Source organism: Paenibacillus sp. An7, from assembly GCF_009870785.1.
GTDB lineage: Bacteria > Bacillota > Bacilli > Paenibacillales > Paenibacillaceae > Paenibacillus.
On sequence record NZ_WTWX01000002.1, the window covers coordinates 14,130 to 29,499 of the forward strand.

Here is a 15,370-nt window from a genome sequence, read left to right on the forward strand (position 1 = left end):
TCTCTTTTTTATTTTATAATGAAACCGTTTCTTCTTTAGCTGACGTAAAAAAACGAATGTATTCTTCTACTAGCTGTGATGTTAATTCAGCTGATTTTCTAGGATTCGATGTTTCTAGGCCGTGACCTGCTTCCAGCACTTGATGGACCTTCAGTTCAGAACATGAGGCGAGCTTTGCCCTGCTTTCTTCGCTAAATAAAGAATCCTTAGCCCCGTAGATCACCATACCTTTCGAATGCTCCATATACTTGAGTGTACTATCCAGCGGTGTTAGGTACAGGTGGCGGATGGAGTAATCTGTGAGATGTTTAGCCGTGTACCCGGCAAGCAAGGTCCCCAAACTTTTACTCACAAAGATGAGCTGCTCATACCCCTCACTCCCGCGTCTAACCATCTGTAATATTTCTTCTTCAAGGATGGAACGTTGTTCTCTCTCCAGTGCTACACGAGCACTTTGAAAGCCGTACTCCAAGATCAGGGCATCCATGCCCTGAGAGGTAGCGCTTTGAACAGCGTAGTACAGAACAGGCAGTTCACAAGAATAATTTTGCCCAGGAAAGAAAACCACGAGCGTACTGGAACCTTGTGTAATGTGTCTTAATCGAACGTCATGTCCCCAAAAGGATTCTTCATAGATCAAATGATGTTCCAAGAACTGCACCTCTCCTCCTTGTATAATCTATACCATTATATATGAAATCAGGAAAATATAGTGATTTAATTGGATCGATTTAAAAGTAAAAAGCACCATCTCCGTCTCCAGCCACAAGTTCGTAACTTGTAACCTTCCATTACTGAAGATAGTGCCTCACCCGTTTAAGATTTATAACTAACTTAATACGATTCCAACCCTGCACAAACCTTTAGCGGTCTACTCCGCAGACCCCATATTAAACAAACTAACATCAGACAATGTGATGATGGTATTACCATCTTCTGCACCCGAAATATTACCCATATCAAGTGAAATTCTAGTATTTCCATAGCCATTTTCTTTTGTATTAAATGTAAAGGTAAAAAGTTGTTCCTCCGTGGTCAAATCCACCTTATCCCCAAAGAATCCATGCCATTCGTAGTTGGATGCTGCATCGACCCATCCGATGCCTATGTTCATTACTCTGGGCTTATCCGTTTTCGCCTTAAACGTAAGTTTGTACTTGGAATTTGGCTGAATGCCAAACCCTTCGTTAATAACCTGACGATCCCATGGGTTCTGCCCAACCGTTCCAATTTTGGCTTGAAGCTTCTGATCACCAGCACTTATCTGAAGCTCCTTGGCATCCCCATTCACATAAGTAAACCATCCATCGGTTCCTTTGGAAAAGTCGCCGTTTGAAATCAGGTTTACGTTAACAGGCTGACCACCCTGATCGGCACTTGGGTTTACCTCAATTAACGATACATTATGGATGGATACAGTATGATCCCCGATCGATGACGGATCACCTAACCCAAATGCAAGTACAGCAGCGGGGTCCGAAGCACCATTCATCGTAAATGTATACGCATATTGTTGCGTACTTTCGGTTAGCTCGATTTTTTCTTCCATATATTTTGTATAATCGCCTTCATTTTGTGAGACGACGGCTTGTACCGATTTCGGACTGGATGCAGATGCCTCGAATGCGAGCCGGTATGTCTTTCCTTCATCCAGCTTTATCTGTCGTTGCTGCAGTAATACATCCCACCAATTCTTACTTGTGCCGGGTAAATGAATCAACACCCCTCCGCCATCGGCATCAGAAGTTACTAGTTTTTCAGGAGTCTTTTCCCAATTCCCCTCAGCTAATGCCAGCTTTCCATCTTTCACCTTATTCTGCGAAATATCCACCCAGCGGGTATTATAATCCTTACCTTCAAAGTCTACATAATAATTTTTGCCCGCTTTTAAAGAAACAGCTGGAAAGTACACTGTATTGTATTTCTGCCAACTGCCCGTGTTCCCAAGAGCGTACACAGACTGTACAACCGTAGAGCCCTCTTCATCCTTGACGCTGAAACGGATACTCGAATCATCTTTTGCACTAGCCATTCGAGCCGATATTACATAATCGGCGTCAGCAGCTACATTAATCTTGTACTGAAGAAGATCGCCTTCTTCCATGTGACTGATATGCTGACCGCCTTCATCGGAATTTTCAAGTTGTAGGCCCTGCATGGACCAGGCTTCCGTTGCAGGTATATGTGCGTAGCCATCAACGGAAATAGGATTTCCACGTTTTGTTAGACGGACATTGTCCACATAGACTTTGCCTGTAGAGCTGCCGAATAACAGTCTAAACGTGGAAGTTGTATCTGGCTCAATATCACCAATACGAATCTCCCCGGTATACGTCTTCAAATCTTTACCCAGCTGAATACTCTGACTCTGATGACTTTGTTTGGAATCTGCTCCACTGCTAATCAGATCAATGTTCACCGTGTGCGGCGCATCTGCTTTGGCTTCAAAAGAATAACCATAGGTGGTATTCGCCTCCAACTTCAACTCCCCTTGAGTCACCACAACCTGCTCAGAGTCTCCATTCGTTTTCTTCACATCTACAACCAGTTGACGTTCCATGATCGGGAATTTCAAGAAGTTGTTCACGCTGATATCAGCTACAGCATTTTCAGCAATATGGCTTGACCAGAACCCAAGACGGTTCTTGCCTTGATCAAATGTTCCATTGAAGATGTAATTGCCATCAGGCAGCGGCTTCCGCTCTACAGTCAGCGGATCTGCTTCTCCTACCTCGCTCAGCTTAACATTAGAGATCAGAACGGTATCATTATCCAATCCTAAATTAAATTCAAATCTGGCATTATTGTCTGTTCCATCTCGCATGTCAAACGTATAGTCGTATGTTTTCCACTCTGTCGTAATCTCAAATGGGTGATCCCCCGAGTAATTTGTCCAACTTTTTTCAAATTGGGTCACCTTAGAAGAGATTGTACGATCAGCAGACGCCTTCGCATCGAACTCTATCTTGTATTTTTTATTTTTCTTCACATAGATCGGCATCTGTGTGAGCTGAACTGAATAGTTTTGAGTCCCCTCTTTGTCAATCGTCACCTGTACTGCTTTTCCTTTTTCCTTATCTTCTACAACCTTAACACTTCCTGATCCGCCTTCGTTCGTAATGAACTGCCACTTCTGCGGAACACCGTTTGTTTCAGTACCATCCAGGAATTGATCATTGTAGATCTGGTTGCCACCCTTTTGTGGTTCACGCTGTGCTTCAGGTTCAATTGGATTCGTTGTGACATCAGGCCATTTGTCTAATTTGTCATAAGAATATACGCGAACAAAATCAACGTTCATCGCTTCTGAAGTAAAGTCATCATTAGGTGATCCCGGCCAATCTCCTCCAACCGCCAAATTCAGAATCAGGTAGAATGGACGGTCAAAAGGGGCAGGAAACGTATAGTATTCCGGCTGACCTGGAGCCTTTGTCTGCCAATTAGTCACTTCATGATGCACCTTGCCATCAACAGAAAACCGTATCATTCCCGGGAGCCATTCCACTTGAAAATCATGATAATCATCAGCGAATGATTCTCCATCTGGAAGTGTGATGCTTCCCTGATCGTGTCCATGAGACCCATCAGATTTCACACTGTCATAATGCAAGGTACTGTATATTTTGTTGTGGCTATCTTCGCCGCCAATGAGCTCCATAATGTCGATCTCTCCAGAGGCAGGCCATCCTCCATAGTGGGCTTCATCTGTCGGCATCATCCAAAAAGCGGGCCACATGCCTTGTTCTTTAGGGAGCTTCGCACGTACAACAACTTTACCGTATGTGAAGTCGCCTTTCCCCATGGAGATGAGTTTACCGGAAGTGAATTTTTGACCGCTTTTCTCTTCGCGTTTTGCTTCAATTTGAAGAACGCTTCGATCCTCATCTTTTACAATGCGGGTATTATTCGGACTATAGTATTGCAACTCATTGTTATAGACTAGACCCGTGTCCTGTACGGTCCACTTGGTATCATCAATAACAGGTCCGTTAAATTCGTCATTCCAGACAAGCTTCCAGTCTTCATCAGGAATTGTCGTTGGTGGCTTCTCATTTGACGGGCTATCTGGTACGGATGGTGTTTGTCCACCTGGAGAAGATGGACTAGAAGTACTCGAATCGGTTGTTGAATTACCAGGCTGAGAGGGAACAGGCTGTGTAGATTCTCCTTTAATAGAAGTAACAAATCCTGGTTTTACTGTTTCGCCATTAACAACCACATTTGCTGCATCGACTTTCAGTTTGTTAATTTTCCCTTTAGAATTAATCTGTGTGTGATTTGCTTTTGTGAGGACCGTTAATGAATCGATCGAGCTGTCTGAGGAAAGTTCCACACTAGCTTTCTGCATAACGGTTATTTCTTGTACGTTACTGCCTTCTTTAATTTTTACACTTACAGGCTCTCCGCTTTTGTCAATCACGATCCGATTCAGCTTGGAGTCGCTGATGTCTATGGAATGACTGCCGCCGCCTTTAACAATGACGCTACCCGTAACCGTTACCCCTTGAAGCACTACTGACCCTTCCCCAATTCCTTCTGTAAGCAGTAAGTTTCCTTTTATAATTGTGTTTTTGAGTGTAACATCGGAAGACCGAACAATCAGATTTCCCCCTACGCTAGATTCATAAGTTCCTGGAGAGGTTTTAATATCCGCGATCATCGCAGCCAGGAGACTTGCCGTCTCTGCACGTGTGATAGGAAACTTGGGATTTAGCTTTCCCTGATATCCTTTCATGATATGGTTACTCGTTAGAAAGGTAAGCGCTTTCTTAGTGTAGTTGGAAATATCATTCGCATCATGAAACTTTGATAGTTCCTTTTCATCTTCCACTCCGCTCGAAAGCTGAAAAGCACGATCCACCATTACGGCAGCTTCCTCACGAGTTATCGGTTGTTTAGGAGACAGACGATCCACATCGGTTCCTTGGATAATTCCTGACCCGTTTGCTCTCGTCAGCGCATCATAATACCAATCCCCTGCGGTAACGTCTGTAAATGAATGAGTTTCTGTGCCGCCTGTAAATCCAAACACACGATCGAGTATCATAACAAACTCAGCTCGGTTAATCTCATGATTCGGCTTAAATGTACCATCTGCATAACCTTGTAATAAATCCATATTTTGCATACGAAGTACTGCAGACTGGGACCAAGAACTGCCCAGGTCTTTGTAGGGAACAGAAGCTTGCAGGCTTTTCGCCTGCAAGTCTCCTTTCACCTGATTATCTACACCCTCTGCCCCAGAAAATGTTGGGAAAAAGAGTGAAGCTGTTAAACATCCCGTAACAATACATGCCAATCCTTTTTTCATCCTATATCCTCCATTAACCAAGTTTTAGTTGCTTAGCCTTTAACCGCTCCAATGACGATTCCTTTGACAAAAAAGCGTTGCAAAAACGGATATACAAGCAAGATCGGCAGCGCACCGATGAAGATTTGTGCTGCACGTACAGTACGCTGTGAGATATTCTCCAGCATAGATGGGTCTACATTGATTTTACTGAGATCTTGCTGAACAATGATGGTTTGCAGCAAGGATGCAAGTGGATAATCTTTAATGTCAGACATGTAAATCATGCCATCGAACCAAGAATTCCACTGAGCTACCATTGTGAACAAAGACAAGGTTGCGATGGCTGGAAGTGAAAGCGGCACATAAACCAAAACGAGTGTTTTGAGATGTCCTGCTCCATCCAAATAAGCAGCTTCTTCCAGTTCTTTTGGTAATCCGCGAAAAAAGTTCATCATGAGGATGACATTCCACACGGACAAAGCTCCTGGCAAAATAAGTGCCCAGATTGTATTCATCAAACCAAGCTTTTGTACTAGAATGTAGCTCGGAATAAGTCCGCCGCTGAATAGAATGGTGAACACAAAAAACCAAGTGTACAATGAGCGCCCTTTGAAACTAGTATCTTCCTTTGATAAAGGAAACGCTGTAATCAGCATGATGACGATACCAATGATTGTAGCTAGTATGGTTCGATTGACAGATACCCAAAGGGAATTGATAAAGTTTGAATTTCCGAATGTTTTAACGTAGGCGTCCGTTGTAAAACCAATCGGCCAGAATGTGACCATATTGGAGGAAGCCGGCGCCATACTGCTGAATGAAACAGCTAATATGTGAATGATTGGCAGAATACAGAGTAACGATAAAATACCAAGGAACGTGTAGTTGGCTATGCTGAATATTCGATATCCTTTTGTTTTATAATACAAGCTTCGTTTCTCCTCTCTCTAAAAAACTCTATAGTTGGCTAGTTTGTAAGCAAGTCTGTACGATACCACAATCAAAATAGTAGCTACCACGGATTTGAATAATCCTACCGCTGTAGCAAAACTCATCTTCCCGTTCAAAATCCCGAGTCGATAAACGAAAGTATCAATGATATCTCCTTTGTCATACACAAGCGGATTGTACAAGTTGAATACTTGGTCAAAACCGGCATTGAGAATATTACCAATGGAAAGCGTCATAAGCACAATTGTGATCGGCATCAATGCCGGAACCGTAATGTGCAGCGTCTGCTTAAACCGGTTAGCCCCGTCCACTTCGGCCGCTTCGTAAAGCGCCGGGTTAATCCCTGCAAGAGAGGCAAGAAAGACGATTGTTCCAAAACCAAATTCTTTCCAGACATCACTGACGATCAGCGTTACCCGGAACCACGTACCATCTCCAAGGAAAAAGATCGGTTTCCCTCCAAATGCTACGATCAGCTGATTCACAATTCCTCCTTGCGGAGACAAGATGTCAAGCAAAATCCCGCCGAGTATAACCCAAGAGAGAAAATGCGGCAGATAAACCAGTGTCTGGCTCACTCTTTTAAAGCCAACCAGTCGTACTTCATTTAATAAAATGGCAAACAACAAAGGAGCGATCAGCCCTGCCACGATCTTGAAAAATGCGATAAAGAGTGTATTCCAGACGACTTGTCCAACGTCAGGATATAAAAACAGATATCTGAAGTTGTCCCAACCTACCCATTCAGATCCTGAAAATCCAAGGTATGGTTTGTAATCTTGAAAAGCGATTACAATACCGCCCATTGGTATGTACTGAAATACCAGCGCAAGTAATACGGCTGGAATGAGCATCATATGCAATGGCCAGTTCCGCTGAAAATTCCAGCGCTGTCTCACCCTGGTAGAACGCTGTTTATGCGTTGTTTTTAAAGTATGTTCCTTCACCCCTGCATCCCCCATGTTCTAATATTTATGTTTTACAAGTTAACCCAAACTTGTATAGTAAAATTATAACAATGGGATTTTGCGATCTATATCCTAATATTGCAAGAATGATATGAATATTTTAACGAGATGAGGAGGCAGTGCTTTGCTTAACCGCTTAAATGTTTTTACTAAAATTGCATTGTTAGTTGTGATCCTGCTTATTCTAGTTTTGTTCCTCTATACCTACTCGAATAGAGAAAGTGTAAGAGTCATTGAATATGAAATTCAGAACAACACGAAGAATCAGCTATCGACTTTTGCAGAATCCGTTGAGTCCAACATCTATCAGTTGTCCCTTTACGGGATGTCGATTGGACAAGATTCCAGTATTCAGGATTATCAACGTCCCGACTACAAAGATATTCCCTATGAGCGTGCCAAAGCTGGAAGTGCCATTCTAGAGAAGATGAATCTGTATAATGCAGCAAGCAAATGGCATTCGACCATTACCTTGTACTTCCCCCGTATGGAAAAAGTGATATCAACAGACTATTATGCTTATATACCTTACAGAAAGAATGAGTTTGCAGAACCACTCTCGCAGACCTGGACTTATGAAGACAATCAATTTATTTGGCATACTACCGATCCGACGACAGCGATGAGCAATCCTAGTAAGGCCAAGTTGATCACCAAAATTAGTTTTCCAGTTCACCATCTTAAATTGCTGCTTGATCAAAATAAGTTAAACAACAAAGGCGACCCTTTTATGTTTCATCCTGACTTCGGCTTAATTAGCAACAGCACGGAGAAGACTACCTTGAAATCCATCCTGCCTTCACTAGAAAGTGCAGAACTGCAAGCTAGAGGCGGATTCAGAACAACACTGGATGGAACCGAATATTACGTCTCCTATATTGAGTCCAAGAGTCTCGGTTGGTACTATGTGGACTATGTTCCTATGCAGCAAATCTTAAAGCCGATTACGATCAGCCGGAATCTGTTTTATGCCTCTATCGCTGTCTTAATCGTGATGAGTATCCTGGTTCTGTATACGCTGTTCCGCAGTGTTCAAGTCCCTCTCCTTCAACTGGTGAAGGGAACAAATCGCTTGTCCGCCGGTGACTTTTCTGTGCGGCTGAATCAAAATGGACATAACGAATTCAGTCTCTTGTTCGCGAGGTTCAACATCATGGCGCAGCGCATTCAGGAGTTAATCGAGAATGTGTATGAGGAGAAACTCAGAAGACGCGAAGCAACCCTGAAGCAGCTGCAATCACAGATCAATCCGCATTTTCTCTATAACTGCTTGTTCTATATCAAAAATATGGCGAGAATGAAAAATGAAAAAGCGGTTGTGGCCATGGCGCTAAATTTAGGAGAATACTACCGGTACATAACAAGATCAGAAAATGACATGGCAACCATACGAGAAGAATTAGCCATGGTGAAAAATTATCTTGAGATTCAGACGCTTAGACTTGAACGTATGCATTTTACAATCGACGTTTCCCATGCTATTTTAGATAAAACGGTACCTAGGTTGACCCTGCAGCCTATTATTGAGAACGCTGTCATTCATGGACTCGAGCCGAAAGCAGAGAATGGGGAAATCAGAATATATGGGGACTGCAAAGATGATGTATATACGCTTACGGTGGAAGACAGCGGGCTTGGCATGTCAGACAAACAGCTTGAGCAAATGAAATATGATCTCCTTAAACCGCTGGATGAAAATATGGGCTGCGGCACATGGAATGTTCATCAGCGTTTATCTTTTCTTTACGGTGAAGGAGCAGGTCTAACCTATAACCATTCTTCACTAGGCGGGGTTAAAGTTGATATCATATGGCACGACAATACTAACAAGTAGGTGAACTACCCATGCTGCAAATTTTATTAGTAGATGATGAACGTTCAGTGGTCGAGACGTTGGCGGAAACTATCCCTTGGGAAAGCTGTGGAATTGGCACTGTCCACGAGGCATTATCTGGAAAGTTAGCACTCGAAATTATGGAAAATCATGATATCGATATTGTGATCAGCGATATTCGTATGCCAGAAATATCTGGCATAGCACTCATTACAGAGATCCATAAAAGATGGCCCCATGTACAAACTATTCTGCTGTCAGGTCATGCTGATTTCGAATATGCAAAACAGGCGATGGCTCAGGAAAGTTTTGATTATCTGCTCAAGCCTGTAAGTGACGAAGACCTGATTGAATCAGTCCAACGTCTCGTGAGTAGAATTCAGGTAAAATGGGAAACCGCGGCATCTTATCAAAAAGCACTTAACGCGTTTCAAGATAATCTGCCGCTATTGCAATCTACGATGCTCCATGAGCTGTTGACTGGAAGAACCTATGATCAAAAAACGCTGCAAGATAAACTCGAGCTGCTGGAACTTCCCTATACTATAGGAGAAGATTTAGCAATGTTGATTATTCGTATGGAAGAGCATTTTTCCGAGATGGGTAGCAGCGATATTGCACTCATGGAGTATGCCATCTGTAACATCATTAATGAAGTTGTGCAAGACCATTTTCATATCTGGCATACCCGAGATGTTCATGATTATATCGTTGTCCTGGTGAGTTTGAAGGACCCTAGTAAGTTGTCCTCGAATAAACACGTGACGCCTCAGACGATGCTGGAACATTATGCTGCCCAGATTCAAACGAATGTTCAGGCGTACTTAAAGGGAGCGATATCGATCTCTGTCTCCCATTGGGGAGAGTTTCCGAATGAGATCGGTGAAATTTATGAGCGATCCGTTATATCCATGCGTAAGCGGATGGGACAAGTTCAAGGCTTGTTCGTAACCGCTTCCGACGAAAAAGATGTGCCCTCTCTTTATACGATCAGGTCGCTTTATAAACCGCCGACTTTAATAAGTCTGCTTGAAGCCGGACGTTTTCAAGATGCTGAACTGAAGATCGAGCAGATCTTTGAGGATTTGCTGCATTCAAATGAATATCACGATATCGCAGAGTCAACGATTGAAGTGTACTACGCTTTAGCCGGAGCATTTACTTATATCATACATAAAAATGGGAAACAGCTCTCTTCCATTCTACCAGTAGAGTCCTATCGTTACTTTCAAGCTCCTAGCTATTCGACGACAAAGCAATTAATGGACTGGTCTATCCGAACACTCCATTACATCCGTGATGACGCTGAACAAGAGCTGAAGGACAATCACAGTACCATCGTTCGCAGTGTACAAAGTTTTGTCGATCTTCATCTAGCTTCCGATGTGTCTCTGCCAGCGATTGCTGATCATGTACATTTGCATCCTGTCTATTTGTCCAAAGTCTATAAATCAGAGACGGGAGAAGCACTTACAGCCTATGTCTACCGATTAAGAATGGAGAAGGCTGCGTATTATTTACGAACTTCAACGGCCAAAATATTTGAAATCTCTGAGCTCGTCGGTTACAACAATACTGCCTACTTCATTCGTGTTTTTAAGAAATTTTATGATGTTACTCCACAGGAATATCGGGAAAGTCTGCCCGTTTAAAGAAGAATCAAGATTAGATTTAAGACGTTACATCTATGTTATCTAAAATGCGAAAAGGCATTGTCGGATTTTCCCGACAATGCCTTTTTTGCGATGTTAACTTTTCGCTCGAAATTTGCAGTTTATGTGTAATCCACCTTCCCTGCAATTCTTACTTTCCGCTAACGGACTCGTACCATTCGTTTACTTCTTTTGTCATCTGATCTCCACCTGAAGACTTCCATTTCTCTACGAAGGAATCAAATGCATCAATTGAAGTTTTGCCATAGATGATTTGAGAGAATGTATCCTTCTCCATCTTCGTGAGAATATCATTATTCATCTGCATTGTCATCGTTGGCGCACCAGTAAACATTTGTTTAAGAGAGATATCTTTTTGATCCAAAACAAGTTTCGCTGCTTCCAGCATCTCTGTTGGAACACTTGCATCTAACTTTTTCTCAAATGGCGTTGATGGCGTCTCACCATTTGCCAGCTTCGCCAGCGTATTCATGCTAAGACTTGGAATCCGTGCCCCATCAAATGCCAGTGTATATTTCTCAGGAGCATAACCTTCAGTCAGGCTAGGATCGATTGACGGTTTGCCGTCGACCAAAACATAATCGTATCCTTCAGCAAATCCATATTCGAATTCACCGCCTACTTGTGGGTTAGCAAAATTCTCAAACAAATAATTTTGATAAGTGAAAAATGCTTCCGGATCCTTCATATTCTTATTAATCAGGACAACACCATTCTCATTCGGTGTACCACGTCTGCCTGCTTGGCCATCAGGGCCAGTAGGAATAGGATATGCCTTATATTCAGCATCTGGATCGTTTTTCTTCACGTCTTCCAGCGGCCAAGTTGGCATCCAGTGAGGGCCAACCACAATTCCTGCCTTGCCGGCAGTAAACTCTTCAGCAGCCTTCGTCTCGTCGTATACGCCTGCTTCCTCTGGGATGTATCCTTTGCTCATCCAACTTTGTAATGTAGCAAGTGCCTGTTTTGCTCCAGGTGTCACTGAACCGTATTCAAGTTTTCCATCTTCTGTAAGATTCCATTGGTTTGGCATTGTGCCATATGCTCCAAAGACCCACCCAGCGTCAGACATCCAGGTATTGACCCAGTTTTTGAATCCAATGGTCAAACCATATGTGTCTTTTCTGCCATTTCCATCCGGATCTTGATTTGTAAACGCATCCATAACAACTTCAAGATCTTCTAATGTCTTCGGTCCTTTCAGGTTAAGCTTTTTCAGCCAATCTTCTCGAATCCACATCACTGGGTCACCATTATAGGAATAATCCAGAATCGGGATACCAATGCGTTTACCGTCTTGCATATACGGATACCAAACGGTAGGATCTTCGTTAATAGCATCTTTCCATGTATCGTTCGCATATTTATCAAATAATTCACCTGCATCAACAAACATTCCGGATTCAATCAACTCACGGACCAAATTAAATTCACCACGATAGGAGATAATATCCGGCATTGCTGCATTAGAAGCAAGGGATAGACGAAGCTTCGTCTCGAATGCATTATTGGTAGATGGAGAAACCCATTCATTTTTCAGCTCAATGCCGAGCTTCTCTTTCGCCCATTTGGTATGAACATTATTATCTTGATCCTCGCCTGACTTAAACGTAACGTCTGGACCCCACGGCCGTAGATAGCTTATTGTCACCGGCGGATCGTATTTCCCATCTTTAAGCTCCAAAGGTGCAGATGGAGTGCTTGATTCAGCTTCCTTGTCCCCTCCATTACCGCATCCACTCAGTACCGCAGATAGGGCTAGCATCCCTACCATTACCATACTGCCTAATCTTCTTCTCTTTTTATTTGTGTCCAACATTGCTTCCCCCAGTCTATGTAATGTTGCTTACCGTTTAATCATAATGAATAATAGATACATATGCCCATACTAATATTGCAACATTTATTGCATTAATTTAGGATATTTGAAATTGAATGTATATATTGGATAAATGATATTTGGGTAAATCTATTATTTAGATGTATATTTCGTTAGAAATTTATCGTTTAAATCGTTTAATGAGTTATAAATAGTATCCAGTTATGAAAAAATCAAAAGCAGCCAGTGTCGGCTGCTTTTATCTTTCTAGTTACTCGTATATCGAACCCAGTCATATTCTGCGGTCAATGGATTGGCACCGTTATAAGAACCTAACCATTCATCAACCCCTGCCCCGTTCCAAATATTCATCATAATTTTTCCAGGTGTTTTGGGAATATTGGTAGTTGCTGTATGTTTTAATACTCCGTCCACATACCATTTGATATACCCTGGCTGCCAGTCGAAAGCATACGTGTGGAATCCTTGCGATGCATCAAATCCTAGATTGATAATCTTCTCATGATTACCTACCCCATTCGTATAGTAATTAAACTGTACTTTTGTTGTATCTTTACCTAAGAATTCAATATCAATCTCATCCCATTGTGTTCCATGAGCAGGTCCGGTATAAGTAAAGAAGGAGGAGACGATCCCAGGGTTCTTAGCAGGTTTCATACTCACTTCATAAAGTCCGTAACCGTGACTATCCTTGGAACGATACTCACCGCAATCAAATTTGTTTTGAGCTGAACTAGTTAGACCAAGCTTAAGTTTACCATCACTTGTAAAATTAACATTGTTTGCTCGCCAAGTGCAGTTAAACATACCACCATTAGAATATCCATCTGCCTTTTCCCATGTGTTTGAGTTGAAATAGCTTAATGGTTCATAGAAAACATAACTTGCAAAAGCACTTACCGAGGTAAATAAAGAAATCATCATAACCACCACCAACGTGTACCAAGTCTTCTTTTTCATCCACACACACCTCCTGAGAAATTTCAAACATGCACAAAGTTCGGGTAACTGATCTATTAAAATTAGATAAATCATCTTACCTGTAAAACAACTTTTAAAGCGCTTACATGTTTGTTGTTTCCATTTTATATGGATTTCAATGTGGTAAAAATAATAAATTTTTAAGGTTATGTATTCATTTCTAAATATATCGTCCTAAAAAAGAGCTCTTTTCCTTCGCTTACGTTAAGGTAATTTTTATTACTAAATCAAAAAAAGCCGCGATTTCGCGACTTCTTATGTGTATAGAGATCTCTTCTTCACTAATCTCTACACCGTGGATATTTAAGATGAATCCGTCATTCTTATAATAAAATTTATAAGTTCAAATACTCTTTAATGCCATCAACAATGCCCTGAGCTACACGGTTCTGGAAATCTTCTTTGAACATAGCAGCTTCCTCCGCTTTGTTAGAAAGGAAACCAATCTCCAGGAGTGCTGCCGGCATTTTTGTATTTCTTAACACCGATAAATTACCTGATTTCACTTTACGGTCTTTAAAACCCGTTGCACTGACCAAATGTTTATGAACGATCGTAGCTAAAGCTTTATCTTGATTTTTGTAATAAAACGTTTCTGTCCCGCTTGCTGATGAAGCCGCAGAGTTGGCATGGATGGAGATGAATACATCCGCTCCGAGGTCATTTGCTACCTTCGCACGACCTGTTAAAGAAACAAATGTATCATCATCTCTGGTAAGAATTACATCAACGCCAGATTCTTTTTTAAGTAACGCTTCTACCTTCAAGATCAGACTGAGGTTTAAGTCTTTCTCTAATTTGCCTGTCACTCCTACTGCACCAGAATCATGATCTCCATGACCTGCATCTAGAACAATGACTTTATTGCCGTTATTTTCGCCAGGTTTCGCCGTGTTCGGCGGTATAACAGGGGTTGTCCCCGAATTGTCGGTACTTGGTGTAGATGATGAATCCGAATTTAAATCAATGATAAGCAGGCTTGTCCCTTCTTGCGCCACATGGTACCCAGAGGACTGCGTTAAATCGATAACAATGCGTACGGTAGAAGGTTTATCACTGAACAGGGAGTATCTAATTTTAGATACGAGCGGGTAATCCGTAACTTCTAAAGTACCTGCTCCCTGCTGATTCAGATCTTGCCCAAACGTTGAACTGAATTTAGAATTAGGCAGATCAATGACAATTCGATCAGGTCCAGTCATCGTGAATACTTTTGGTGTAATTGTGCCGCTTGTTGCAATCAGCAGATGATTCTCGCTGAAGCTGAGCCCGCTTATTTCAGTAAGACCACTAGGATTTATTACCGTACTGCTTTCCCCTTCGCTGGGTGCTGTAGGTGAACCTGCTGGGGGCTGACTGCCTGCACCGGATCCACTCTCATCCTCCAGGTATACTGTCTTTGTCGTATTGTTCCATTTCACTTTCATTCCGAACTGCTCGCCTATAAAACGCAGCGGAACCAAAGTTGTTCCCTTTCTAAGAACGGGTGCATTGTCCAGCTTTACGGACTCATTATCAACCGTAGCATTTTTATTATTTACGACCATTTTTATGGTGGAGCCATTTTGTTCTATCGTAACGGTGCCTGTTTTTTGTTCCCACTTTACGCCATAGCCAAGTTCCTCTGCTACCATACGGATTGGAATCATGACAGATTTATTAATAATCTCGACTTTCGTATCTCCCGTCGTTCCAAGCTGTTTATCATTAAGATAAATCTTAGCTTGTCCACTGTCTGCATGACTGAGCCCAGGAATCACCCATAACCCTACAAACAACAACATGAATAGAACAATTTTCTTCAAACCTTCACACATCCTTTTGGTCGTC

9 protein-coding genes are annotated in these 15,370 nt (G+C 42.1%); 2 read left to right on the top strand and 7 right to left on the bottom strand.

The features are described from left to right. Positions 1–13: 13 nt before the first annotated feature. The 4 genes from GQY27_RS03015 to GQY27_RS03030 all read right to left on the bottom strand — a co-directional run bounded on the left by GQY27_RS03015 (position 14) and on the right by GQY27_RS03030 (position 7,101). Complete coding sequence (locus tag GQY27_RS03015; protein ID WP_160032068.1) at positions 14–652, bottom strand: hypothetical protein; 639 nt, start codon at positions 650–652, stop codon at positions 14–16. Between the two features lie 219 nt (positions 653–871). Further along, a complete protein-coding gene (locus GQY27_RS03020; RefSeq protein WP_160032069.1) occupies positions 872–5,311 on the bottom strand; it encodes a carbohydrate binding domain-containing protein in 4,440 nt (1,479 codons plus the stop codon). Positions 5,312–5,343: 32 nt separating this feature from the next. Beyond that, positions 5,344–6,222 carry a carbohydrate ABC transporter permease gene (locus tag GQY27_RS03025; RefSeq protein WP_160032070.1) on the bottom strand — a complete coding sequence of 293 codons (879 nt, stop codon included), beginning with the start codon at positions 6,220–6,222 and terminating at the stop codon, positions 5,344–5,346. An 18-nt stretch (positions 6,223–6,240) separates the two neighbouring features. Beyond that, positions 6,241–7,101, bottom strand: coding sequence for an ABC transporter permease (locus GQY27_RS03030; RefSeq protein WP_201450683.1), 861 nt, complete (start codon positions 7,099–7,101; stop codon positions 6,241–6,243). Between the two features lie 235 nt (positions 7,102–7,336). On the opposite strand from GQY27_RS03030, the gene GQY27_RS03035 reads away from it, so the two are divergent. After that, positions 7,337–9,046 (top strand): sensor histidine kinase, encoded by a 1,710-nt coding sequence (locus GQY27_RS03035; protein ID WP_160032072.1) that lies wholly within the window; start codon positions 7,337–7,339, stop codon positions 9,044–9,046. Between the two features lie 11 nt (positions 9,047–9,057). Beyond that, on the top strand, positions 9,058–10,698 hold the full coding sequence (locus tag GQY27_RS03040) for a response regulator transcription factor (protein WP_160032073.1): 1,641 nt from the start codon (positions 9,058–9,060) through the stop codon (positions 10,696–10,698). 151 nt (positions 10,699–10,849) lie between these two features. Here GQY27_RS03040 and GQY27_RS03045 read toward each other — a convergent pair whose 3' ends face one another. From GQY27_RS03045 to GQY27_RS03055, 3 genes are all read right to left on the bottom strand, one after another. Further along, entirely contained in the window at positions 10,850–12,538 is a 1,689-nt protein-coding gene (locus GQY27_RS03045; protein WP_160032074.1) for an extracellular solute-binding protein, read from the bottom strand. A 267-nt stretch (positions 12,539–12,805) separates the two neighbouring features. Beyond that, complete coding sequence (gene bglS, locus GQY27_RS03050) at positions 12,806–13,519, bottom strand: beta-glucanase (RefSeq protein ID WP_160032075.1); 714 nt, start codon at positions 13,517–13,519, stop codon at positions 12,806–12,808. A gap of 356 nt (positions 13,520–13,875) precedes the next feature. Continuing rightward, a complete protein-coding gene (locus tag GQY27_RS03055; RefSeq protein ID WP_236570463.1) occupies positions 13,876–15,345 on the bottom strand; it encodes an N-acetylmuramoyl-L-alanine amidase family protein in 1,470 nt (489 codons plus the stop codon). Between the last annotated feature and the right edge of the window lie 25 nt (positions 15,346–15,370).

What these genes read in the sequence shown, in the direction of transcription:
- GQY27_RS03020 (WP_160032069.1), bottom strand. Translation starts at nt 5,311, where the DNA reads ATGAAAAAAGGATTGGCATGTATTGTTACGGGATGTTTAACAGCTTCA.
- GQY27_RS03030 (WP_201450683.1), bottom strand. Translation starts at nt 7,101, where the DNA reads ATGATGCTCATTCCAGCCGTATTACTTGCGCTGGTATTTCAGTACATA.
- GQY27_RS03040 (WP_160032073.1), top strand. Translation starts at nt 9,058, where the DNA reads ATGCTGCAAATTTTATTAGTAGATGATGAACGTTCAGTGGTCGAGACG.
- GQY27_RS03045 (WP_160032074.1), bottom strand. Translation starts at nt 12,538, where the DNA reads ATGTTGGACACAAATAAAAAGAGAAGAAGATTAGGCAGTATGGTAATG.
- bglS (WP_160032075.1), bottom strand. Translation starts at nt 13,519, where the DNA reads ATGAAAAAGAAGACTTGGTACACGTTGGTGGTGGTTATGATGATTTCT.